Origin of the sequence: Flavobacterium sp. NG2, assembly GCF_034119845.1 — a bacterium.
Classification (GTDB): domain Bacteria; phylum Bacteroidota; class Bacteroidia; order Flavobacteriales; family Flavobacteriaceae; genus Flavobacterium.
The window spans coordinates 1536693-1560535 of sequence record NZ_CP139420.1; the positions used below are offsets into that span (position 1 = coordinate 1536693).

Annotated in this window: 20 protein-coding genes and 2 tRNA genes; 12 read left to right on the top strand and 10 right to left on the bottom strand. The window is 34.4% G+C overall.

The genetic code is table 11. The features are described from left to right. Positions 1 to 35: 35 nt before the first annotated feature. Together SLW70_RS06565 and SLW70_RS06570 are read right to left on the bottom strand one after the other, a co-directional pair. Positions 36 to 108, bottom strand: a tRNA-Met gene (locus SLW70_RS06565). 117 nt (positions 109 to 225) lie between these two features. Next, a tRNA-Met gene (locus SLW70_RS06570) sits at positions 226 to 298 on the bottom strand. A 118-nt stretch (positions 299 to 416) separates the two neighbouring features. Here SLW70_RS06570 and era point away from each other — a divergent pair. Then, entirely contained in the window at positions 417 to 1298 is an 882-nt protein-coding gene (era, locus tag SLW70_RS06575) for a GTPase Era (RefSeq protein WP_320891277.1), read from the top strand. Positions 1299 to 1547: 249 nt separating this feature from the next. Next, entirely contained in the window at positions 1548 to 2858 is a 1311-nt protein-coding gene (gene der / locus SLW70_RS06580) for a ribosome biogenesis GTPase Der (RefSeq protein WP_320891278.1), read from the top strand. A gap of 69 nt (positions 2859 to 2927) precedes the next feature. On the opposite strand, the gene SLW70_RS06585 is transcribed toward der, so the two are convergent. After that, positions 2928 to 3308, bottom strand: coding sequence for a hypothetical protein (locus tag SLW70_RS06585; protein ID WP_320891280.1), 381 nt, complete (start codon positions 3306 to 3308; stop codon positions 2928 to 2930). Positions 3309 to 3506: 198 nt separating this feature from the next. Here SLW70_RS06585 and SLW70_RS06590 point away from each other — a divergent pair, with 198 nt between their 5' ends. Continuing rightward, positions 3507 to 6290, top strand: coding sequence for an outer membrane beta-barrel protein (locus SLW70_RS06590; RefSeq protein WP_320891282.1), 2784 nt, complete (start codon positions 3507 to 3509; stop codon positions 6288 to 6290). A 17-nt stretch (positions 6291 to 6307) separates the two neighbouring features. Here the strand turns inward: SLW70_RS06590 and SLW70_RS06595 are convergent, their stop codons facing one another. The 7 genes from SLW70_RS06595 to SLW70_RS06625 form a co-directional block, all read right to left on the bottom strand. Further along, the gene (locus SLW70_RS06595) at positions 6308 to 7732 is read right to left on the bottom strand and encodes an alginate export family protein (RefSeq protein WP_320891283.1); all 1425 of its coding nucleotides are present in this window, start codon (positions 7730 to 7732) and stop codon (positions 6308 to 6310) included. 76 nt (positions 7733 to 7808) lie between these two features. After that, positions 7809 to 8222, bottom strand: a complete 414-nt coding sequence (locus SLW70_RS06600) for an Rrf2 family transcriptional regulator (RefSeq protein ID WP_320891284.1) — start codon at positions 8220 to 8222, stop codon at positions 7809 to 7811. 53 nt (positions 8223 to 8275) lie between these two features. Continuing rightward, positions 8276 to 9103: a TPM domain-containing protein gene (locus tag SLW70_RS06605; RefSeq protein WP_320891285.1), complete on the bottom strand. Its 828-nt coding sequence runs from the start codon at positions 9101 to 9103 to the stop codon at positions 8276 to 8278. 3 nt (positions 9104 to 9106) lie between these two features. After that, a complete protein-coding gene (locus SLW70_RS06610; protein ID WP_320891286.1) occupies positions 9107 to 9544 on the bottom strand; it encodes a TPM domain-containing protein in 438 nt (145 codons plus the stop codon). Between the two features lie 212 nt (positions 9545 to 9756). Beyond that, entirely contained in the window at positions 9757 to 10350 is a 594-nt protein-coding gene (locus tag SLW70_RS06615; protein ID WP_320891288.1) for a LemA family protein, read from the bottom strand. 55 nt (positions 10351 to 10405) lie between these two features. Then, positions 10406 to 10738: a MerR family transcriptional regulator gene (locus tag SLW70_RS06620; RefSeq protein WP_320891289.1), complete on the bottom strand. Its 333-nt coding sequence runs from the start codon at positions 10736 to 10738 to the stop codon at positions 10406 to 10408. Between the two features lie 158 nt (positions 10739 to 10896). Continuing rightward, a complete protein-coding gene (locus tag SLW70_RS06625; RefSeq protein ID WP_320891290.1) occupies positions 10897 to 11874 on the bottom strand; it encodes a peptidoglycan DD-metalloendopeptidase family protein in 978 nt (325 codons plus the stop codon). Between the two features lie 327 nt (positions 11875 to 12201). Between SLW70_RS06625 and alaS the strand changes: the two genes are divergently transcribed. The 9 genes from alaS to SLW70_RS06670 all read left to right on the top strand — a co-directional run bounded on the left by alaS (position 12202) and on the right by SLW70_RS06670 (position 23824). Then, a complete protein-coding gene (gene alaS / locus SLW70_RS06630; protein ID WP_320891291.1) occupies positions 12202 to 14826 on the top strand; it encodes an alanine--tRNA ligase in 2625 nt (874 codons plus the stop codon). 82 nt (positions 14827 to 14908) lie between these two features. After that, complete coding sequence (locus SLW70_RS06635; RefSeq protein WP_320891293.1) at positions 14909 to 15700, top strand: hypothetical protein; 792 nt, start codon at positions 14909 to 14911, stop codon at positions 15698 to 15700. Positions 15701 to 15811: 111 nt separating this feature from the next. After that, entirely contained in the window at positions 15812 to 16594 is a 783-nt protein-coding gene (locus SLW70_RS06640; protein WP_320891294.1) for a hypothetical protein, read from the top strand. Positions 16595 to 16601: 7 nt separating this feature from the next. Further along, positions 16602 to 17558, top strand: a complete 957-nt coding sequence (locus tag SLW70_RS06645) for a GSCFA domain-containing protein (protein WP_320891295.1) — start codon at positions 16602 to 16604, stop codon at positions 17556 to 17558. Between the two features lie 67 nt (positions 17559 to 17625). Beyond that, positions 17626 to 18975 (top strand): sensor histidine kinase, encoded by a 1350-nt coding sequence (locus SLW70_RS06650; protein ID WP_320891296.1) that lies wholly within the window; start codon positions 17626 to 17628, stop codon positions 18973 to 18975. 96 nt (positions 18976 to 19071) lie between these two features. Next, positions 19072 to 20121, top strand: a complete 1050-nt coding sequence (locus SLW70_RS06655; RefSeq protein ID WP_320891297.1) for a hypothetical protein — start codon at positions 19072 to 19074, stop codon at positions 20119 to 20121. Positions 20122 to 20152: 31 nt separating this feature from the next. Further along, complete coding sequence (locus tag SLW70_RS06660) at positions 20153 to 21232, top strand: hypothetical protein (protein ID WP_320891298.1); 1080 nt, start codon at positions 20153 to 20155, stop codon at positions 21230 to 21232. Positions 21233 to 21255: 23 nt separating this feature from the next. Beyond that, a complete protein-coding gene (locus SLW70_RS06665; RefSeq protein ID WP_320891299.1) occupies positions 21256 to 23202 on the top strand; it encodes a tetratricopeptide repeat protein in 1947 nt (648 codons plus the stop codon). A 31-nt stretch (positions 23203 to 23233) separates the two neighbouring features. Further along, a complete protein-coding gene (locus tag SLW70_RS06670; protein WP_320891300.1) occupies positions 23234 to 23824 on the top strand; it encodes a hypothetical protein in 591 nt (196 codons plus the stop codon). The last annotated feature ends 19 nt before the right edge of the window (positions 23825 to 23843 follow it).

Sequence of the window (23843 nt, forward strand, 5' to 3'; positions counted from 1 at the left end):
AAAAAAAGCTCCAGATTTCTCTGAAGCTTTCTTAGTAGCGGGAACAGGACTCGAACCTGTGACCTTCGGGTTATGAGCCCGACGAGCTGCCTACTGCTCTATCCCGCGCTGTGTGTTTTGCAATCTTGGTTGAACCTGTGTCCGCCGTGGCGGATATGAGCCCGACGAGCTGCCTACTGCTCTATCCCGCGATGTGCGTTTGTAATCTCAATAGAATTAACTTAGTAGCGGGAACAGGACTCGAACCTGTGACCTTCGGGTTATGAGCCCGACGAGCTGCCTACTGCTCTATCCCGCGTTGTTTCGGGTGCAAAGATACACATAAATCTTAGATTTACAATACGTAATTTTAAAAAATGTTTTATTTCGTCTATTCACTTGATATGACTACCTTTGCGGCATTAAAATTAAAGTAAATGTCACATAAAGCAGGTTTTGTAAATATTATTGGGAATCCGAATGTTGGGAAATCAACATTGATGAATGCCTTTGTGGGGGAAAGGTTGTCTATTATCACCTCTAAAGCACAAACAACTCGTCATAGAATCCTTGGAATTGTCAATGGAGAAGATTTTCAGATGGTATTGTCTGATACTCCTGGAATCATCAAACCTGCTTATGAGATGCAAGAATCGATGATGAACTTTGTCAAATCGGCTTTTGAGGATGCTGACGTTTTAATCTATATGGTGGAAATAGGGGAGCAGGATTTGAAAGACGAAGCTTTTTTTAATAAAATCATCTATGCTAAAATTCCTGTGTTGTTATTGTTGAATAAAATTGATAATTCAAATCAAGAACAGTTAGAAGAGCAAGTGGCTTTTTGGGCTGAAAAAGTGCCTAATGCCGAGATTTTCCCAATATCAGCCTTAAAGAATTTCAATGTGCCAGAAGTTTTTGGACGTATTTTGGAATTGTTGCCTGAATCACCTCCTTATTATCCTAAAGACCAGTTGACAGATAAACCAGAACGTTTTTTTGTTAATGAAACCATTCGTGAGAAAATCTTATTGAACTACAGTAAAGAGATTCCGTATGCAGTAGAGATTGTAACTGAGGAATTTGTAGAAACAGATGCGATTATCCGTATTCGTTCTCTTATTATGGTAGAGCGCGATACCCAAAAAGGAATCATCATTGGACATAAAGGAGCGGCTTTGAAAAAAGTAGGAATGGAGGCTCGTGAGGATTTAGAAAAATTCTTTGGTAAACAAATTCACATCGAATTGTATGTGAAAGTGAATAAAAACTGGAGAAGTAACGCGAATATGTTGAAGCGTTTTGGGTATAATCAATAATTTGCCGTAGGGACAGGTCGCGACCTGTCCGTACAGATGAAAAATGCGACCTGTCCGTACAGATGGGATTTGTAACGAAATGCCCTAGCCCTGATAGAAGCGGCATCCTTTTATGTTTCGCCTTAGCGAACATAAAAGATAGAGCGGATAGCAGGATTAGCTCCAAAATAAATTTAAAAAATCTAGCAATTGCGTAGCTTAGTGACTTAGCCACTTTTTTGACTACCTTTGCAAAAAGTTAAAATAAGCATGACAAATAATATTGTTGCCATAGTAGGAAGACCAAATGTAGGGAAATCGACTCTTTTTAATCGTTTGATTCAAAGAAGAGAGGCGATTGTTGACTCGGTTTCGGGGGTTACACGTGATAGAAATTACGGAAAAAGTGAGTGGAACGGAAAGGAATTCTCTGTAATTGATACGGGTGGATATGTACGTGGTTCTGACGATGTGTTTGAAGGAGAGATTCGCAAGCAGGTAGAATTGGCCATTGACGAAGCTGATGTGATTATTTTTGTGGTGGATGTTGAGGAAGGAATTACTCCAATGGATGATGCTGTAGCGAAGTTGTTGCGTAAAGTAACCAAGCCAGTGTTGTTAGCCGTGAACAAAGTAGATAATGCGATGCGTGAAAAAGACGCGGTAGAATTTTATAATCTTGGTTTAGGTGAATATTACACTTTTGCGAGTATTTCAGGAAGTGGAACAGGGGATTTATTAGATGCTTTAATCGAAGCTTTTCCTGAAAAACCAGAGGTAGAAGATGTGTCAGACTTGCCACGTTTTGCCGTTGTAGGACGTCCGAATGCTGGGAAATCTAGTTTTATCAATGCATTGATTGGTAAAGACAGATATATTGTTACTGATATTGCAGGAACAACTCGTGATGCGATTGATACAAAGTTTGACCGTTTTGGGTTTGAATTTAACTTAGTGGATACAGCGGGAATTCGTCGTAAGGCTAAGGTAAAAGAAGACTTAGAGTTTTACTCGGTGATGCGTTCTGTGCGTGCTATTGAGCATGCGGATATTTGTATTTTGATTATCGATGCGACTCGTGGTTTTGAAGGACAGGATCAAAGTATTTTTTGGTTGGCCGAAAAAAACCGAAAAGGAGTAGTGATTTTGGTAAACAAATGGGATTTGGTCGAAAAAGACACCATGTCAACACGTGATTACGAAGAGAAAATCCGAAAAGAATTGATGCCTTTTACCGATGTGCCTATTTTGTTTGTTTCGGCATTAACCAAACAACGTTTATTGAAAGCGCTTGAGGCTACAGTAAAAGTATATGAAAACCGTCAACAGCGTATTGCAACTTCAAAATTCAATGAGTATATGTTGAAAATAATAGAAGCTTATCCGCCGCCAGCGACTAAAGGGAAGTATGTGAAAATAAAATATTGTATGCAATTGCCATCACCAACACCTCAGTTTGTGTTTTTTGCCAACTTGCCGCAGTATGTTAAAGAACCGTATAAACGTTACCTAGAGAATAAGATTAGAGAAAATTGGGATTTTTCAGGAGTGCCAATAGATATTTATATCAGAGAAAAATAAAGTTAAAATCCCGAGTTCATCGGGATTTTTTTATGGTTTTAAGTTGTTGTAGCGTTTAAAGGAAAGGACTCAATCTGTTTCTTCGTTGTCTAGAGTTTTTATTTCATGGTCTTCGTACCAATCCTTAAAAGTTTTGGTTGTGGTGTAATTGTCTGTCAGGACAGTATAGACCATAAAAGGAATCAAAAATACACCAATAATGTGCATACCGATTATAATTCTCAAAGAGATGTCCGTTTGATTTAAGCCAGCAAATATAAAGACATATGCTGTAGTAAACCATACGAGTTTAATAGCAAAATTTTTCATGACTTTATTTTCTCTTAAAGTTACAGGGTTTAATTTAGAATATGAGTTAAAGTATTGATAATTAATCTGTAATGGAGGAGTTGTGAATATTGAGAGTTTGGATTTTGTTAATTGAATTTTAGCTTTAAGAAATACACTCATACGGATAATGTTAGGAATGTAATAATTAATGCCTTTTTACCGTTGTTGAAATATAATTAAATAATCCAATTCGGCTTCTACGTTTGTAGTCAATCAGTATTTAATCACTGAGTAAATTCTATTTTGGTTAAAAGTTTTTTTTGAATTAAACCTTTTGCAATTTATGTTGTCATAAAATACTATTATTATAACAAAACCATGTTCAAGAACCATTTTATATACATTTTTCTGTTTTTTACTTTCGCCACTTTTGCGCAAGATAGCTATACTATTCAAGGGCAAATTTTAGATATTAATACCCAACAACCCTTAGAGTCTGCAAATGTATTTTTCTCGGCCAATAGGGATTCTTTAAAATTAGGCTCTACAACAACAGATAATAAAGGGCTTTTTAAAATAAGATTGAAGAAATACGAGAAGCCAGTATTCTTTAATGTCTCTTTTGTAGGTCATGAAAATTACAGAGACGAGTTGTCAGGGATAGTTGAGAATAAGGATTTTGGGGCTATTTATCTATTTGGAACCGAAAATGTTTTGAATGATGTGATTATCAAATCGGCTGCTCCGCCTATGGTAGTAAAACAAGATACGTTAGAATATAACGCTTCCTCTTATAAAGTAAGACCTGATGATAATGTAGATGCCGTGCTAAAAGAATTACCTGGATTTCAGTTTGATGATGAGGGTAAAATCACAGTTAATGGTAAAGAAGTTACACAGATTTTGGTCAACGGAAAGGCGTTTTTTGGAAAGGATGGAGCGATTGCATTGCAAAATTTACCAGCTGATATTATCAATAAAATTCAAGTTTCTGACTTTAAAACAAAGAAAGAAGAGCTGGCGGGCGAAGATGCAGCTTCTGATTTTTTAAGTATCAATTTGACTATTGACGAAAAGAAAAATAAAGGGTATTTTGGGAAATTTCTTGGAGGTTATGGTACTGATGATCGGTATGAAGGGAGTTTTTTGTTGAATCAATTTGACCAAAAACAGCGTATTAGTGCTGTAGGCTCTGTTAATAATATCAATTTATCAGGGTTTTCGATAGACGAAGCATTTGGTGATGATAAAAATAAAGGAAGCAATGATGTAGGTGTTGCTATTTCGAGAAAAGGAATTACCCAATCGAATTTAGCTGGATTGAATTACTTTAATGAATGGTCGGATAAGTTAGAAACCACAGGTGATTACTCTTATAATAATAGTATCAACAAAAATAAAAAAACATCAACTTTACAGCGTTTTTTGCCTACAGGAAATTTAGTTACTCAATCGGATTCCGAAGCAAGAATTGAGAACAACAATCACAAAGTTAATTTCGAATTAAACTATAAACCAACTAATACTACTCAGATTTCGTTTGAGCCAAGGTTGAGAAAATCAAATTATGAAAATGAAGGAAAGTCTTTCAGTAGTACAACTGATGGTGATGGAGTTTTGCTAAATGAGAATAAAGGAACAACGCTGAAAACTACAAATGGGATTAATTTTGATAACCAAATTAATGTCAATAAGAATTTTCAGAAAAAACGTAGAAATTTAAATTTGTCGATAACTAATAATAATTCAGATAATGAAAATATAGCCTTCAATAATTCAACTACAGAATCATTTAAAACAGGAAATATTATCTTGCGTAATCAAAAGAATGATAATCAAATAAAGCGTGATTATTATTATGTAAGTGCCGAATTTACGGAACCAGTTTCTGATGTGCTACGTTTTAGAGTGGGTGCCGATTACCGTTGGGATAACAAAGTGACGGATGAAAAAACTTTTAATTTTGATGAATCCTCTAATTCTTATTCTCTTTTCAATGATAGACAGTCCAGTTATGTGGCTTCAAAGCAACATGCAATTGCACCTAAGATGGGAGTTTTTTATGATAATAAAGTCTTTTCTTTTAATATTCGAAATAATACCTTCTTAGTCAATTATGATAACTTGTCGATGTATTTGGGTAAGGAGACGAATTTGAAAGCAAATTATTTTATACCTGAATGGCATACGCAGTTGAAGTATAAAATAGACCGTTCTAATTATGCATTGATGAAATATGATTATAGAGTAAATCTGCCAACGGCTTACCAGTTATTGCCTGTTTTGGATATAAGTAGTACAGTAAATACCGTGATTGGTAATCCTGATTTGGATCCAATTAAAAAACACCTTTTCAATTTTAGTTTTAGAAACTACAATGTCAAAAAACGTTCGGGTTATAGTATTTATATGAAAGCGGATATTATTGATAGTGATATTATCTCGACCCGCGTATATGCTGAAGATGGTACAAGTCAAACTACTTTTGCTAATATTAATGATATTTACAATGCTTCCTTAGGCGCAAATTGGAATAATTATATTAAAAAAGAGGGAGATACTTATCGCTATGGTTTAGGATTTAATACGACATACGGACTTGATAAAGGTTTTGTGAATAATGTGTTTTATGATGCTAACACGTTGTCTATTGCTCCTAAGGTTTATTTGTCCTATAACTATGGTAAGGTTTTTAATATTGCTCCTTCTTATAGTTTTTCATATAATGAATCAAAGTATAAAAATTATTCCATCGACTCTCGTTCAAATGTTATCCATAAAATGAATCTAAGGACAACAAATTATATTGTTGAAAATTGGGTTTTAAGTAACGACTTTGGTTACAATTACAACTCCAATTCAGGAGGAGCGTATAAGAACGATTTTTATTTATGGAATATGAGTTTAGGTTATACGTTTTTGGATAAAACATTGACGGCACGATTGAAAGTCTACGATGTCCTAGATCAAAATCAAGGGTATTCAAGGTCTATTACAGATACTTCAATACGAGATGAGGAAAATACCGTTTTGAAGCGTTATGCGATGTTCTCTTTAATTTACAAGGTAAAGAATTTTGGAGGGCTAAAAGAAATTCCTAACTCCAAATCCGATTCTAAAAAAGATAGTAAAGAGAAGGATCGTGATAGAACAGAGGGGTGAAAGTTTTGAAATGGTTTTTAGTTAAAGGCTGTTTTGAATAATTTAGGAGTAAATTTTGCCTGTACATAAACCCAATTAGGGATTTTGGTAGCATCTCCTGATTTTTTTATTGCTGTCATAGTTTCTGTTGGCAACGCAAAAGAAAATCCGGTTTCGATATGTGTATAGCTATTTGGTTTGTAGCTAAGCATTAAATCATGTTCATATCCCATGTATTTTGTAAGTTCTTGATTGGTTGCAGTAACAGCAGTTTTTTGAGTGTAAAACAAATGGCTGTTAGAGCTTATTTCCAATTTTGGGCTAATTGTTTTTGATATAAATAAATAAGGGTTTGTTAATCCTGAATTATTTAAGTCTGTTGGGAATTTGATAAAGAAATCCATAAATCCATTAAAGCGGTGAGCAACTCCGTATAGCGGCACAAAATTATGATCAACAGTTTCAACAGTACCTCTATCGCCACTTAAAATTTCAGCTCCCAAACGTATTGTTAGACTTTTAGGGATAGTATATTTGATTTCGGGTTGCAGGTACCAAGCTTTAATTGTTTTGTCTGTAGTATTTCGACCAGATTGAAGATATCCGCTTGTAGTAGTGTACCAATTCCCTTGGGTGTACTCTAAACGACCTCCATAAGTTAGTCTCCACAATATTTTCTCGGTATCTGTTTTACTTTGATAACCATCTGCAGCTACAATTGTTGTTCCTGTAAATTTGGGTGTGAATTCATATTTTGCATAATTTACTGCAAGTGCTTTGTAACTAGACCATGTACTTGGAGTTGCATTTCCAGGGGTAAGGCTCAATTGTGTAGGAGTGAAATCTGTGCCAGATTGACGTTCAGCTGTTTGGTTGAAGGATCCAATTAGTTCAGAAATCAATTTTCCTTTGTTGTATTTAAAATTAATAGCATCATAGGTGTTACCATTTACCCTCCATTCATTTTCGGCAAAAAGGCGTTGATTATCAATTGCAATCCGTTGACGACCTATTCTAATTGAAAAATTAGGTGTAATTGTTGGTTCTATATAAGCTTCAAATAACTGAATCGTTCCGTCTAATCCTCTTGGATCGCGTGATCCCCAAATACGTGCATCTTGTAATGATAGAAAAGCATTTAATGAATTGGCTTGTTGATAACTGAAATTTAATCTGCTGCGTTGATTAACAAAGGCCGCAGGAATAGAAGAACTAGTAGGGATGTTTCCATAGCCATCTCTATATTCAAAACGATTTTTAATTTGTAAGTCAACTTGAAATATTTTGTCTTTTGGTTTTGCTTGTTGATTGAATGCGTAATCAGCACGAATAGAATCGGCTTCCTTTTGTTTGACTAGTCCTTTTTGTATTAATACTTTAAGGATATCGTCTGCTGTTTGCGCATTTGCCGTTCCTAGTTTTAGGATAGTCACCAAAATAAAGAGGAAATGTTTGATTTTCATTTGTCTGTTAAAAAGATTTCGGATGCAAATATATAATTAATTCTATATAATTAGTAGAGTTTAAGAAAAAATAATTTTATTTTTTAATTAATGAACCAATAGTGATGCCTTGCATGGCTTTTAATGTTTCTTCACGAATAGTTACTAAACCATGTCTTAAGGCACATTCAGTCTCACTTGTACAGTCAGAACAAGGTTCGTAAAAATTAAGGGAAGCGCATGGGAGTAAGGCGATAGCACCGTCAAAAAGACGGTGAATATCTGCCAATGTAATTTCGTTTTTGGGTTTTATTAGGTAATAACCACCGTATTTACCTTGTTTGCTACCGACAAAATGGGCACGTTTTAAGTCTAGTAAAATTTGTTCCAAAAATTTTTTTGGAATAGAAGCACCTTCTGCAATTTCTATAGTACGGGCGATATGGCTAGCATCTTTTTCAGCAAGAAATAATAAAGCCTTTAAGGCGTATTTAGATTTATGAGAAAGCATTTAATAAAGTGTTTATACAAATATAAGAGTAAATCGATATAATCAAAAAAAAGTTACCAACTTCCACCAGAACCACCGCCAGAGAATCCTCCGCCGCCAAAACCTCCGCCGAAGCCACCTCCGCCACCAAAACCACCTGATGAACCTCCGCCAAATCCGCCTCCGCCACCGCGACCTAAGCTGCTTAACAGGATAACATCAAGTAGGCTAGGGCCACCGCCACGATTACCAGAGTTACCACCGCTTCCTCCACCTTTATTTTTTGATGCTAGGATGATGATAAAAATGATGATAATGATAAATGGAAGTATTGGAAAATCTTGTTCTTTGTTTTGTTGTTTTCTTTCTCCTTTGTATTTTCCTTTGAAAACCTCAATAATAGCATCGGTACCTTTGTCGAGACCGTTATAATAACTTCCGGCTTTAAATTCAGGAATGATAATGTTTCGGGTGATTTCGCCACCTATACCAGCTGTTAATCGGTCTTCGAGTCCGTAACCTGGGGAAATCCAAATTTTTCTTTCGGCTTTCGCCAATAAAATAAGTACTCCGTTATCATCTTTTTTAGTTCCTCCAATTCCCCATTGGTGTGCCCATTTTGGAGTTAGGATTCCTATATCTTCGCCTTTTAAGCTTTCAATAGTAATAATGACAATTTGGGTTGTAGTGGTGTCAGAATAGCGAATGAGTTTTTCTTCCAGTTGTGCCTTTTCAGTACTACTCAGCACATTGGCATAGTCATAAACAGAGGTTTGGAATTTAGGTATTTCGGGAATGGTAAATTGCGAAAAAATCGCATTGGTTATCAAAAAAAGAGCAAGCAGAAAAGTATATTGAATAATCCCTTTGGAATTTGAGTATTTCATTTTTGGAATTTTCATTAGTTATCCTTTTGATATTTCGTTTGATAATTCGTTTGTGTTGTCTTCATGGTAAGGAAAGTATTTTTGTAGTTGTTCACCAGCTCTGGTGACACCGTCAATCAATCCTTGTTTGAAGTTTCCAATTTTGAATTGGGATGCCATAGCATCTTTGGTACAATCCCAAAAATCATCAGGTACAACATCGTTAATTCCTTTGTCGCCACAAATCACAAAATGATGATCATCAACGGCAAGATAAATCAAAACGCCATTTTTGAGTTGGGTAGCATCCATGCCTAAGTTATGAAAAACTTCCAAAGCTCTATCATAAGGTTTTTTTGAAGTTGTTCTCTCGATATGAATTCGAATCTCGCCAGAAGTTTCTTTTTCAGCTAAACGAATGGCTTCTACAATTGCTTCTTCCTCTTCTTGGGTTAAAAAATCTTCTACTTTTGACATGCAAAGGAGTTTTAGTTTCAAGTGTAAATACACTCAAAATTAGAATAAATATTTTTTACCATTAAGAAATTAAGAGTGTTAAGTTTGATGTATCTTAATGTTACTTAATCTCTTAATGGTTATTTTTTTCAATGTTTTGAAAGATTTTAATTTTGATTTCAAAGATGTATTTCTGAAATCAAAAATCGTTAATCAAAAATCAAAAATCTTTTTTAGAATTTTACTTCTACTGGTTTTTCAGCACCTTCAACGGCATTGAAATACGCTTTTTCTTGGAATCCAAACATGCCAGCAAACAATGTGTTTGGGAAGGTTTTAATATGAGTGTTGTATGGTTTTACAGATTCGTTAAAACGTGTTCTAGCTGTCAGAATTTGGTTTTCAGTACTAGCCAATTCGTCTTGTAATTTCAAGAAGTTTTGGTTGGCTTTCAAATCAGGATATTGCTCTACGGTTACCAATAAGCGTGACAACGAACTGCTTACGCCACTTTGCGCTTTGTTAAAAGCTTCTAATTGCTCTGGAGTAATATTGGTTGGGTCAACAGTCGTTTGAGTTGCTTTAGCACGAGCTTCGATTACTGCGGTCAAAGTGCTTTTTTCAAAATCAGCTGCTCCTTTAACGGTGTTCACTAAGTTTCCAATAAGGTCATTTCGTCTTTGATAAGAAGTTTGTACATTTCCCCAAGATTCTTCAATATCTTGATTTAATGTTACGGCTGTATTGTTAATTCCTTTAACCCAGCTGTAACCTGCAAAAATAATTACTGCAACAATAATCCAAGGTAAAAATTTTTTAAAATCCATGTTATTTATGTTTAATTGTTTATTTGTTTAACTGTTTATTTGCTTATTTGTAATATTAAAGTTCGTTTTTAATATTAGTTAACTGTGTTTTTATGGCTTCCAGTTTTCGAATGATTTCAAATTTGTCCAAGGTTTTCTTTTGTCCTTCTTTCAAATGTGTTTTGGCGCCTTCAAGTGTGAAACCTCTTTCTTTAACCAAATGATAGATTAGTTGTAAGTTGGTTACATCCTCAGGAGTAAACATTCTATTGCCTTTGGCGTTTTTCTTTGGTTTCAAAATATCAAACTCACTATCCCAAAAACGTATTAGGGAAGCATTGACATTAAAGGCTTTGGCAATCTCGCCAATGCTGTAATATCGTTTGTCTTTAGAAAGTTCTATGTGCATCTTTAATTTTTGTTTCAGGTTTAACGTTTCAGGTTTTTTCCTGCAAGGTATAAAATCTGTTTTTTAATTTCAATGTTAATAATATAAGGTATTCCTAAATTTTAAATCTCAAATCTCAAATTCCAAATTCCAAATTCCAAATCCCAAATCTGAAATCCTTAATCCAACGATTGATTCTCTTGATTTGCTAATTTAGAAATCGCCACATATTCCACCGCCGAAATATTACCGTAATAAAAATTCAGCGGATTCACCACTTTACCATCTTTATGTACTTCGTAATGCAAATGCGGTGCTTCTGAACGGCCTGTGCTGCCAACAAAGCCTATCACGTCTCCTCTTTTTACATTTTGTCCCGCTCTACAATTGTATTTGCTTAGATGGGCATAGAGCGTCTCATATCCATAACCATGCCTAATCACCACATGATTGCCATAACCTGAAGCATTGGCATTTGCCTGGGCAATACTTCCGTCGCCAGTAGCGTATATTGGAGTGCCTTGTTTGGCTGTAAAGTCCATTCCTTCATGCATTTTGCGTGCTTTGGTAAAGGGATCGGTGCGATATCCGAAACCTGATGCCATGCGTTTTAGATTTTCATTTCGCACTGGCTGAATGGCAGGAATGGCAGCCAATAATTTATTTTTCTCCTTCGCAAGTTTCAAAATTGCGTCCAAAGACTTCGATTGAACTGTCAATTGTTTGGCTAAAACATCTACTTTTTTGGTAGTACTCAAAACTAGTTTGGTATTGTCATACCCCTGTAATTTTGCATAACGCTCAGGGTCTTTAATACCTGATTTTCGTTCTTCAGTGGGAATAGGTGAGATGTTAAAATAGGTGCGGTACAAGTTGTTGTCGCGGTCTTCAATAGCGGCTGTTACCTCGTTTAATTCGTCAATTCGTTTGTCTAAAAGGTCATAATTCAGTTTTAAATTTTCAATCTGACGCATTAACAAACGGTCTTTTGGGGTGTCAAAATAAGGCGTGTTCAATAAAGCCACAAAACATAAAAAACCAAATAAAGCCGAAGCCACCAAAAACAACATCGCATAAGCTATTTTGTGTCTTTTTTTGGTTTTAATTTTTCGATAAGCCAGATTTTCAGAATCGTAATAATATTTTACTTTCGCCATATTTTAAAATACCCTATTTTTGCACGTCCAAAAAGGTTAGTTGAACAAATTTAATAAATGTTTCATTCGTACCACTGCTTTTTTCGGAATAAAAAATAATTAGTGCCTATTCCAGCTATCCGTTGCAAGTTCTCGTTTAGCAATCTTTTTTTCTACGCTGTTGCAGGAGCTTCCTCCGGTCGCTCTGCACCATCAAGAAAAAAATAGATTGCCTAAACTCAAAGCTTTCCACTGCTATCTGGGGCAAAAAAAAATAATAATCAAATAGTTAAAGTTGGTTTAAACGTTGAAAACTTTAAACCTTAAACTTTAAACAAATTTTAATAAATGAAATCACAAGACATTCGCAAAGCGTATTTACAATTCTTTGAAAGCAAAGGGCACTTAATTGTTCCTTCGGCACCTATAGTATTAAAAGACGATCCCACCTTGATGTTCAACAACTCAGGAATGGCACAGTTCAAAGAATATTTTTTAGGAAACGCCACACCTAAAAGCAATCGTATCACCGATACGCAAAAGTGTCTTCGTGTTTCAGGAAAACATAATGACTTAGAGGATGTAGGTTTTGATACTTATCACCATACCATGTTCGAAATGTTAGGAAACTGGTCTTTTGGTGATTATTTCAAGAAAGAAGCTTTGCCTTGGGCTTGGGAATTCTTGACCGAAGTTTTAAAATTAGACAAAGACCGTTTGTACGTTTCCGTTTTTGAAGGAAACGAAGCGGAGAATGTGCCTTTTGACCAAGAAGCTTTCGATATTTGGAAACAATTTGTTCCAGAAGATCGCATCATTTTAGGAAACAAAAAAGACAACTTCTGGGAAATGGGAGACCAAGGACCTTGCGGACCTTGTTCTGAAATTCATATCGATTTGCGTACAGATGAAGAAAGAGCCGAAGTTTCAGGTTTCAGTTTGGTAAATGCGGATCATCCACAAGTAGTGGAGATTTGGAACAACGTATTTATGGAATTCAACCGTAAAGCCGATGGTTCTTTAGAAAAATTACCAGCACAACACGTAGATACCGGAATGGGATTTGAGCGTTTGTGTATGGCAATGCAAAATGTAACCTCAAATTATGATACTGATGTGTTTACGCCACTAATCGAAAAAGTGGAGCAAATTACAGGATTGAAATACGTACGGACAGGTCGTGACCTGTCTATACAATCCAACATCGCCATCCGTGTGATTGTGGATCATGTGCGTGCCGTAGCCTTTGCTATTGCTGATGGACAATTGCCATCAAACACTGGTGCAGGTTATGTAATTCGTCGAATTTTGCGTCGTGCTATTCGTTATGGTTTTACCTTTTTGAATACCAAAGAGCCATTTATCTTTGAATTAGTAGCCGTTTTGGCAGACCAAATGGGAGAGTTTTTCCCAGAAATCAAAAAACAACAAACCTTGGTTACCAATGTCATTCGTGAGGAAGAAGCATCTTTCTTGAGAACCTTAGATCAAGGGTTGCAATTATTAGAAAATGTAGTGGCTGAAACCAAAGGAACTGAAGTTTCGGGGGTGAAGGCTTTTGAATTATATGATACTTTTGGATTTCCAAAAGACTTGACCGCTTTGATTTTGAAAGAAAAAGGAATGTCATTCAACGAAGGGGAGTTTGAAGCTTCGATGCAAGCACAAAAATCACGTTCTCGCGCGGCTTCTGAAGTTTCGACTGATGACTGGAAAGTGCTAGTAGAAGGAAATGTAGAATCTTTCGTAGGATACGACCAAGCAGAAAACGAAGTAAAAATCACCCGTATTCGTAAAGTAGATTCTAAGAAAGATGGGGTGATGTACCAAATCGTTCTTGATGCTACGCCTTTCTATCCAGAAGGTGGAGGTCAGGTTGGTGACAAAGGTACCTTGGTTTCGGCTAACGAAACGATTGAAATCATCGATACCAAAAAAGAAAACAACTTGATTTTGCATTTTGCAAAACAATTACCAGAAAATATTAATGCAAGTTTTGTTGCTAAGGTAAATACAGATTTGAGAGCTTCAACGGCTAAGAATCACTCGGCGACTCACTTAATGCACCAAGCGTTGCGTACTATTTTAGGAACGCATGTGGAGCAAAAAGGGTCATTGGTAAATCCAAACTATTTGCGTTTTGACTTTTCACACTTTTCAAAAGTGACTGATGAAGAGCTGCAACAGGTAGAGGATTTTGTAAATGAAAGAATTCAAGAGCAATTGCCATTAATCGAGCGTCGTAGTATTCCAATCCAACAAGCGTTAGACGAAGGAGCGATGGCATTGTTTGGTGAGAAATATGGCGACAATGTACGTGCGATTAAATTTGGTAGCAGTATGGAATTGTGTGGAGGAATCCACGTAAATAATACAGCCGAAATTTGGCATTTCAAAATTGTTTCTGAAGGAGCGGTAGCAGCAGGAATTCGTCGTATGGAAGCGATTACAAGTCAAGCGGTAAAAGATTTCTATGCTTCACAAGAAAATTTGTTGGGCGAAATCAAAGCTACTTTGAAGAATCCGCAAGATACTATCAAAGCGGTAGTAGCATTGCAAGACGAAAACGCGAAACTGAAAAAGCAATTAGAAGCCTTGTTGAAAGACAAAGCTAAAAACATGAAAGCCGAATTGGCTCAAGAATTGCAAGAAGTAAACGGAATCCAGTTTTTAGCCAAACAAGTGGATTTGAATCCTGAAGGAGCAAAAGATTTGGCTTACGAATTAGGAAATCTAGGAACTAATTTGTTCTTGGTCTTGGCTACAGCCGACGAAGGAAAACCAATGTTGACTTGCTATATTTCGAAAGAATTAGTAGCTGACAAAGGGTTAAACGCAGGACAAGTAGTTCGTGAATTAGGGAAATGCATCCAAGGTGGTGGAGGCGGACAGCCGTTTTTTGCTACTGCAGGAGGGAAAAATATTGCGGGAATTTCAGAAGCATTAGAAAAAGCGATTAACTTTGTAAAGTAATCACTTTGAATATGTTATAATGGTTTTGGAAACTGTCTTTTCGGGAATACAAAAACAGTATAAAATTTTCACACTAGTTTTAATGCTATCTGTGCAAAGCGTTTATTGTCAAAGTAGAACAGAAAAATCCAAGGAAGAGCTCACTCAAAAATCGAGTACAAGAGATAGTTATAGGTATTCTATTGCTAACTCTTCGGCGGAGAGGGGTTTTTTTTCAGTGATTTTTGTAGATATTTTTGAATTTATTTTCATAGAATCATTAAAAGCCACCTTTATTGGTGATTATAATAATGAAAATCATTTATACAACTCAATATCAAAGTATCCATATTACAATGAAAATACAATAGGCAATTATACCAATCGAGATAGTATTACAAAGACTAGATGTCGTTTAGACCTTGAAAATAGGATTTTTTATAATACTAACAATTTATATGGGAATCATGTAAAGGTAAAACTAAGGCCTATTAAATATTTTTATATTGAGGGAAATTTACGGCATTTGTTTGAAAAGAATAGGATTAGTAATTATACGAGTACTCTTTTTGTCTCTGATTTTGCTATTTGTTATGATAGGATTCGAATGGAGAAATTTGATTTAGGCTGGCGAATAGGAGCGACTTATATAGGTAATGAAGTAAGGAAGATGGGATTTGCTTACGGAATCAATGCTAATTATTTTTTAAACAATACTATTAGTTTTTCGGGCTCAGCAAAATGGAGTGCTATAAATTTTGAACCTGTTAATTCCTATGAGTTGGTAAGTGTGTTTAATAGAAAAAAATACTTCTTTTCTTTTGGTTATGAACATTTAAAAATAGCGACTCCAACATATGATTTTGTCACATTTGGTTTAGGAACTTATTTTTAAATGTTGAAAAATAATACTAATTAGTAAATTGAATTGTGTTTTGTATCTTTGGCTTTTTAAAATGTAAATATAACGTTTTCAATAGGCTAGTAGCAATAGTAAATCTTTTAAATGAACAAGACTAAATATGTATTTTGGTTATTATCGGTTGTTTTCTTGGTTCTTGTATCTTGTACACACGAAGACCAAGATGATTCGATAAAATTTTTAAAAAGTATCGTTGAAACTACTGATGGAGGTAGCGTTAAAATAACTACTTTTTCATACAATGGTGCCGAAATATCGAGTATCGTTGACGATTCGACTATTAAAGAATTCAAATACAATCTTGGTCTCATTACCGCAATTGATATTACAAATAAGACGACTTCAGTTAAAACTACTGTGGAGTACTTTTATGAAAATGGAAAGTTGATACAGGTGAAATTAGCTGGAGATTATATGATAAATTATGTCCATAATTCTGACGGAACTATTTCATATGAAAAATTTGATATCAGTACTTTGAATTTGAAGGTTAAAATTCATCATGGTGTACTGACTTTCAAAAATGGTAATATCATCAAAGAAGAACGAGTTTTAGATAATCAAGCAGTGGGTGTTATTTCTAAATATAACGTCTATTATGATTACGATTATAAATTAAATCCGTTGCACAACATTGTTGGCTATGATAAATTATTGGATCATGAAGAGTTAATGTCGTCTAATAATTATCTTATCAGTACCGTAGAAACCAGTGTTGAAAAGGATGGACAAATTATTTCGTCAGCTAGTTTTTATAAAAATACGTTCCAATACGATAAGAGAAATTACCCTATTGAGAAGAATTCGTTGGTAAGTATTCCACACAAAGGCATTTCCTATAATTTGAAAACAACCTATCATTATTAACCCTACAATGGATTTCAGACTTCAAGTTCCTGTCTTAAAAAGTAAATTTCCTATTGATTATGATTCCAAAATACTATCACTAGGTTCTTGCTTTGCGGAGAATATGAGTCAGAAATTTGACTATTTTAAATTCCAAAATACAGTTAATCCTTTTGGGATTATTTTCAACCCTGTCTCCATTGAAAAATTAATCCAACGTACGGTTCGCAAAGACTATTTTACGGATAACGATGTTTTTTTTCATAACGATTTAGGGCATTGTTTTGAAGTGCATTCAGAATTGTCAAATCCTGATGAAGAAGAATTGATTAATCAATTGAATGGATTATTAGATGGATTTTATAACCAAATCACGCAAGCCACACATGTGGTAATCACTTTAGGGACCGCCTGGGTATATCGCCATATTGAAAGAAATACAATCGTGGCCAATTGCCATAAAGTTCCTCAAAAACAATTTACTAAGGAATTGTTATCTGTAGAGACTATTGTGAGTAGTATTCAAAGTAGTATTGATGTAATACAGTCTGTTAATCCAAATTGCAATTTCATATTTACCGTTTCACCAGTTCGACATATAAAAGATGGTTTTTTTGAAAACAATATAAGTAAAGCATCATTACTGCGAGCCATTTATGAAATAGTGAATACTGAACACTATAAACTGAATACTGAATACTTTTGTAGCTACGAAATCATGATGGATGAATTGCGTGACTATCGTTTTTACGCTCCAGATATGTTGCATCCAAGTCAAGTGGCGATTGATTATATCTGGGAACGATTCAAAGAAGCCACGATTTCTGAATCTTCATTTTCCGTGATGAAAGAGGTTCAACAGATACAAACCGCCTTATTGCATCGTCCTTTTAATCCCAATTCAGAGTCTCATCAGCAATTTGTTATCAAAAATCAAAAACGAATTGAAACTTTGACCCAAAAATATCCTTTTATGGTTTTTTAACTTTTGATTATGATTTTCTCAAAGGATTTTGTTTATTTGAAATTATGTTTTGATTAAAGTAATGCCTATGGATTCAAATATACTTTACCTTAATTGTTTTGTCATATTTATATTATCATTAATTGTAGTCTCTATCCTTATTACCAAAAAAGAAAATCCCAAAGCAAGATTATCGTTCTGCTTTTTCTTTTTGAACATTATCTTAGTCTGTTTTTCTAATTTAATCACCTATTATTACGGCAATTATCATTTGGTATTCATTCAGTTTTCTATTTCTGGTTTTGCATTGTTGTACGGGCCTATGCTGTTGCAATACGTTTATTTTACTTTGGAACAAAAACTACCTAAATATTGGAGTTTAAACTATTGGATTGTATTATTGGTTTTTGTTGCAGGTCTATATTATTTATTTATACCTGACGAATTGCAAAAACAATATTTTGACGAAATGATTCAAGGAAATCATACGCCTACGGCAATTTTGAATAATTTGGTGTTGTTTCATTCCGTTTTTTATTTTATTTATCTACGAATATTTCTCAATAAATTTAAAGTGAGTGAGAACGATATCCAACTAACTTTAAGAAAGGAATGGGTTTCTGATTTTGTGAATTATATGATTTTCTGTAATGTGATTTTTATTTTCTATTACATAATCGCTACATTATTTTATGCTGAATATATTGTTTTTGGGGATTTAGTAATTGTTCCCATTATTATCTTGGCTATCTATTCATTTATTGTCATCAAAAGTTCTCAAAAGCATAAAGAAGCCGAATACAAATATGTTTTGTCACATATCGAAAATCAAAATGAATTGTTGCAACAACGTTTGTCTATTTCGAGAGATTTGCATGATAATATAGGTTCTCAGCTTACTTTTATCTTGTCCTCTGTTGAAAACATACAGTATGCGCATACCATTGAGGATGTACATTTAGGAACTAAATTGAATTCCATTAGTCAATTTGCAAAGGAAACCATCGTGGAATTAGGAGATACGGTATGGGCATTGAAGAGCAACGAAATGCTATTTGAAGATTTAGAAATGCGTATCAATGATTTTATAGCTAAAGCAAAAATGTCAAACGAAGCAATTCAGTTTAGTTTTGTGATTGACAAAAATGTAAGAAATAAAAAGTTGAGTTCCATTGAAGGCATGAACATTTATAGGGTGTTACAAGAAGCCGTTCACAACGCTTTCAAACACGCACAAGCAAGACAGATTACAATAACGGTTTCTGAAAAAGAAAACCAACTCCTAATTACCATTCAAGATGACGGAATTGGGTTTGACAGTGCTACTATTGTCAAAGGAAACGGATTGAATAATATGAAAAAAAGAATCCTTCAAATAGGAGGGCAGTTGATATTGGATTCTAATTCGCAAGGAACAAAAGTGGAAATTAGGCTCTGATTTTCCTCTTTTTATTTAAAAAATAGGGCAATTGCCTTATTTCCCATCAGCAATCATATTTAGAATTTTGTTTAAACTAATTTTAAATATGCCAATATGAAAACCTTTTTTAAAAAATTATTTTTTCTATTCCTGCTCACAGCCTTTCTAACTTCGAATGCTCAAACAATTAATGAGTTTAAGATTAAGAGTTTTGGAGGAACCAAACAATTAAAAAACAAACCTAAAAAAGTATTTGTAAACGATTTTGTGGTACATTATCAGTTTTACAATCAAAAAGAGAAGACTTCCAAAGGAGGAATGCTAGGAAGTGTACTGACGGGTGACGCCAAATCAAAACTTTTTTTAGGATTGGATAATTTAACCGAAGAAAATTTTAAAGACATTACCAATGATTTGTTTGCTGATTTTAAAAATCAATTGAAAACAAAAGGCTATGAATTTGTTGATGGGAAAAATTATGAAAAAACAGATGCCTTCAAAGGAAGAGAGCGCATAGAAAATTATCCCGTTTCTTATACCATTTTCCCAGGAGTAGCCTCTGTTCGTCCGAGTAATTATGCCTTTTATTCTTCAAACGAAAACTTCTTGAAAATGAATTACGGTTCTAAATTGTCCAAAGATTTGGATGATGCAGTGGTGGCCAATGTAGAATTGTTTGTGTTTTTTATTGAAGATAAAAACTCATGGGCTCAAAGAAATAAAAGTGCCAATATAAAAGTAGAAACACAATTGCGTATTGTTGCTTATGACAATGTCAAAGCCATCAATGAAAAAGAAATAAGCAAATTACAAGCCTTAACCATCGGGAAGAAAAAACAAGTGGATATTCCAGCACAAAGCCAAATTGACATCACTTGTGGACGTAACCCTATTGGAGGGTCGCCTGATGTTAGTTATATAGGAACGCTTAAAAATGATATTGTTATCGATGGAGCTTTCAAAACGCAAACTATTAAGAGTGAGGCAAAAAATGATGAAGATTACATAGGTACCAATACGGCTTTTGGGAAAGTGTATAGAGCCAACAATATTACGGTTTCTAACAGTTATGTTTTACCAGTGGATGTAGAAAAATATAAAGCAGGGGTGTTAAAAGGTGGAATAGCTTTCCTTAAATCACACATTGATGAAATGCTAAATTAAAACACCTAGATTTGATTTAAAAGCTGACTGAATGATAAAAAAGAGGTCAGCTTTTTTATTTTTAGGAATAGTGAAATTTCGTTATATGCAATTCAAAATGAATAGAATCCTTCCCGTTTTTATCTTAATGCCCCTACTATGGATTTTATGCTCCAATGTTTCCCAACCCGGAGTGTATAATAGTGGCGGAATGGCATTTACCATGTTGTTTCCCGAAGATTCATTGGCTTACAAAAAAATACAAATGCGGGAAGAGCGTATTTATATTCAGTTGTACAAAGGCTATGCTGTGGTCAAAGGAGTTTACCAAATGGTCAATACCTCTTCAGATAAGTTGAGTTTTAAAATGGGATATCCCATCAAAGGAATTTATCATGGTGGGGCAGTAGAAAGCAATGAAGTGAGTTTGGATTCGATTTATAAATTCAAAGTGAAGTCCAATGGCAATGAGCTGCCTATCCTTACACATCAATTTGATGATACGAATGAAGTAATGACGTTTGCAAACCAAAATTGGTTAACATGGCAGATGGATTTTTTGCCCCAACAAGAAAATGTAATTACGGTTTATTTCATTGTAAACACCAATAACGGACAGGTTGCAAGAGGGTATTCTAGAGATTATTTGAATGTGTTTACCTATCTCCTTGAATCAGGCAAAGTATGGAAACAACCTATAGAAAAAGCTACTTTTACCATACAATTGCGAGATGGTTTAAGTTACAAAGCTATTCGTGGCTTATCTGAACATTTTCAGTTTAAAAAAGCTTCTAATGCTCCGATACTCTTGGGAGGGTTAACAGCTTTTTCACCTTTGCCTAAAGATAATTTGGTTGTTACTTACGGTCATCAAATCGAAAATTTTGATTTCGAAAAGGTATTGGAAAAAGAAACTATTTTATTTGAGGCAATAGATGATTTTTCCAATCAAAAATTACCTTCCACTTTTGAAAAAATACAACCTCAAAGTCCTTATGAGGTATCATTTGATATTTGGTCAACTTTTCCGTTTATGATTATTATTTTAGGAATAATAGCACCTGTTGTTCTTATTGTAGTGGTTGTTTTTTATATTTTTAAGCAAATTTATAACCGTAGAAAATCCAAATAATAGTCTTAATTAATCTGCTTGGTATGAATAGCAATAGCTGTAATTTAGAGTTAAGAAACAAGTGGAAGTACCTATTGCTGCTTTTAGGTTTTTGGTGTCATGGAATTTTGGCTCAAGAAAAAATGCCTTTGCAACAGCTCAAAAAACAAGCGAATTATTGGATACAAAAAGCGAATGATTCCAGCGACCAAAACAACAATGAAGCGCTTGTTTATGCTAAAAAAGCATTGGCAATTTCTCGACAAATACCCAATGATACACTTTTGTCACAAGTATATAATACGTTAGCCAACGCTTACCAACACAAAACCTTATTAGATAGTGCTATTGTATTTCATAAACAAGCGTTGCAACTTCGTCAAAAAATAAACAGTCCATTAGAAATTGGGGACAGCTATAATAATTTAGGAATATGCAGTGAGTTTTTAGGTGATTTAAAAACTGCCTTGACGTATTATTTTAAGGCCTTGTCAATGTATGAACGTCAAGGCAGTCCAAGCAAGCAAGCGATGGTTTTGACTAATATTGGAATCGTTTATAAGGAACAAAAGTCGTATGCCAAAGCTTTGAACTACTACAAAAAAGCCAATGTTATATATACTAGTATTAACGATGATTTTGGGAAAACGGCAACCTATGGTAATATGGGTTCGGTATTGTTGAATTTAAAGCAATATGAAAAATCGATACACTATTCTGCTAAAGCATTTGAAGGATATCAAGCTTTAGGGTTCAAAAACTACCTTCCGTACCCAGTTTCGAACATGGCCATGGCGCTGGATAGTTTAGGGAATTATTCTCAAGCGGAAACTAAATTTAAAGAGGCTATACTTGGTCATAAAGAAACGGGTAATGCTTATGAAGTGGCGAATGTTTTGAATGCTTATGCCAAAAGTTTGTTGAAGCAAAAAAGATATACTGAAAGTATTCAACAATCCAATGAAGCTTTAGTGTATATTGAAAAGACAAATGCTGAAAAACTAAAAGTAGCCCAATTGCAAAACTTGTCTAAAGCTTATGCCGGCTTGAATAAATTTGATAAAGCCTATTGGTTTTCGCAACAATACAATGCGATTAAAGATACCTTATTTGAAAAAGAAAAAGCCAAAGCTGTTTTTGAATTGGAAACAAAATACCAAACAGCCAAAAAAGATGCTTTGTTAATTAAGTCTAAAAATCAACTCGCTGAACGTGAGCGCCGAATTAAAGAGAAAAACAAATTGTTTTATTTTGCTTCGGGCATGGCTTTTTTGTTAGGGTTGATAGGTTTTTTAGTGTACCAACAACAACGACTTAAAAACAAACAAATTATCAAAGAAAACGAATTAAAACAGGCGTTAATCAAAATTGAAAATCAAAACAATCTTCAGCAACAACGACTGGCGATTTCTAAGGATTTGCATGATAATATTGGCGCGCAATTGACCTTTATTATTTCGTCATTGGACAATTTGAAATATTTTGATTTTACTAAGGAAAAATTGTATTCCAAGTTTGATGCGATAGGTACTTTTACCCGTTCCACAATTACGGATTTGCGTGATACCATTTGGGCTATGAACAAGGAACACATCACCTTTGAAGACTTAAAAATAAGAACGACTAATTTTATTGAAGCGGCACGAACTTCTTTGATTGGTATCACTTTTTCATTCACACATCCTCCTCAATCAGAGGAAATATGTTTTAATGCTTTAATGGGTATTGATGTGTATCGAATTATTCAAGAAGCGGTGAACAATGCAGTCAAACATGCAAAAGCGACCCAAATTAGTGTTCGTTTTGAAAATAAAAATAACCAACTCGAAATCACCATTCATGACAATGGAACTGGTTTTGACACCACTATTATTGAAGCAGGTAACGGAATGCTATCGATGAAAAAAAGAGCTCGCGAAATAGGAGCAACATTACAATTAACGTCATCAGATACAGGAACCCGTGTTCAGTTGTGTTTGCCTGAACAATAGTCGAATGTGGTTTTTTATAGCACAACATAAAATGAATTCGAATACTCATTCCATAGCTACTTACTGTTCAATTGTCCTTATGACAGGATGTACCATTATGGAAATTATTCATAAACAAACCACTGTATTTTACATTTTGTACTTGTTTTGGTTTGACGAATTTATTCGGACTGTTTTTGATAGAATCGCTTACTATTCCAAAAAAGTTCCAACAGCTAATGCGGTTCAATTCCTTGGAAACAATAAAGAAAGGTTCTTTATGTTGGGTATTTATTTGGTGTTTATTATTGTCTTTTTTGGTGTCATTATTGATTGGAAAGAACTCGATTTGATAGGATTGAATTTTGAAATTTTTAGTTTTAAAAACCCTTATTTTAATGGGAGCCTATTCATTTTTACACTAAAAGAAGGCTTTCTTTTTTATACTAATTCGAAAGTAAGATACGCCAAAGATATTTTCTCGAACGGCATACTCACGCTGCATCTGTCTCTATTGCTAGGCATTTTGATTTGGTTTTTATCTGCTCAAAAATGGCAATTCATGGTCGAATATGCCAATGTTTTCGCGGTTATTCCTTTTTTGATTGTCAAAATTATCTTCGAACTAAAACTAAAAGAATAACTGTTTTTTGAGCAATATA

Bases quoted from the DNA above. Each gene is read 5' to 3' on its own strand.
- era (WP_320891277.1), top strand. From the start codon at position 417: ATGTCACATAAAGCAGGTTTTGTAAATATTATTGGGAATCCGAATGTT.
- der (WP_320891278.1), top strand. From the start codon at position 1,548: ATGACAAATAATATTGTTGCCATAGTAGGAAGACCAAATGTAGGGAAA.
- SLW70_RS06585 (WP_320891280.1), bottom strand. From the start codon at position 3,308: ATGAGTGTATTTCTTAAAGCTAAAATTCAATTAACAAAATCCAAACTC.
- SLW70_RS06590 (WP_320891282.1), top strand. From the start codon at position 3,507: ATGTTCAAGAACCATTTTATATACATTTTTCTGTTTTTTACTTTCGCC.
- SLW70_RS06595 (WP_320891283.1), bottom strand. From the start codon at position 7,732: ATGAAAATCAAACATTTCCTCTTTATTTTGGTGACTATCCTAAAACTA.
- SLW70_RS06600 (WP_320891284.1), bottom strand. From the start codon at position 8,222: ATGCTTTCTCATAAATCTAAATACGCCTTAAAGGCTTTATTATTTCTT.
- SLW70_RS06605 (WP_320891285.1), bottom strand. From the start codon at position 9,103: ATGAAAATTCCAAAAATGAAATACTCAAATTCCAAAGGGATTATTCAA.
- SLW70_RS06610 (WP_320891286.1), bottom strand. From the start codon at position 9,544: ATGTCAAAAGTAGAAGATTTTTTAACCCAAGAAGAGGAAGAAGCAATT.
- SLW70_RS06615 (WP_320891288.1), bottom strand. From the start codon at position 10,350: ATGGATTTTAAAAAATTTTTACCTTGGATTATTGTTGCAGTAATTATT.
- SLW70_RS06620 (WP_320891289.1), bottom strand. From the start codon at position 10,738: ATGCACATAGAACTTTCTAAAGACAAACGATATTACAGCATTGGCGAG.
- SLW70_RS06625 (WP_320891290.1), bottom strand. From the start codon at position 11,874: ATGGCGAAAGTAAAATATTATTACGATTCTGAAAATCTGGCTTATCGA.
- alaS (WP_320891291.1), top strand. From the start codon at position 12,202: ATGAAATCACAAGACATTCGCAAAGCGTATTTACAATTCTTTGAAAGC.
- SLW70_RS06635 (WP_320891293.1), top strand. From the start codon at position 14,909: ATGCTATCTGTGCAAAGCGTTTATTGTCAAAGTAGAACAGAAAAATCC.
- SLW70_RS06640 (WP_320891294.1), top strand. From the start codon at position 15,812: ATGAACAAGACTAAATATGTATTTTGGTTATTATCGGTTGTTTTCTTG.
- SLW70_RS06645 (WP_320891295.1), top strand. From the start codon at position 16,602: ATGGATTTCAGACTTCAAGTTCCTGTCTTAAAAAGTAAATTTCCTATT.
- SLW70_RS06650 (WP_320891296.1), top strand. From the start codon at position 17,626: ATGGATTCAAATATACTTTACCTTAATTGTTTTGTCATATTTATATTA.
- SLW70_RS06655 (WP_320891297.1), top strand. From the start codon at position 19,072: ATGAAAACCTTTTTTAAAAAATTATTTTTTCTATTCCTGCTCACAGCC.
- SLW70_RS06660 (WP_320891298.1), top strand. From the start codon at position 20,153: ATGATAAAAAAGAGGTCAGCTTTTTTATTTTTAGGAATAGTGAAATTT.
- SLW70_RS06665 (WP_320891299.1), top strand. From the start codon at position 21,256: ATGAATAGCAATAGCTGTAATTTAGAGTTAAGAAACAAGTGGAAGTAC.
- SLW70_RS06670 (WP_320891300.1), top strand. From the start codon at position 23,234: ATGAATTCGAATACTCATTCCATAGCTACTTACTGTTCAATTGTCCTT.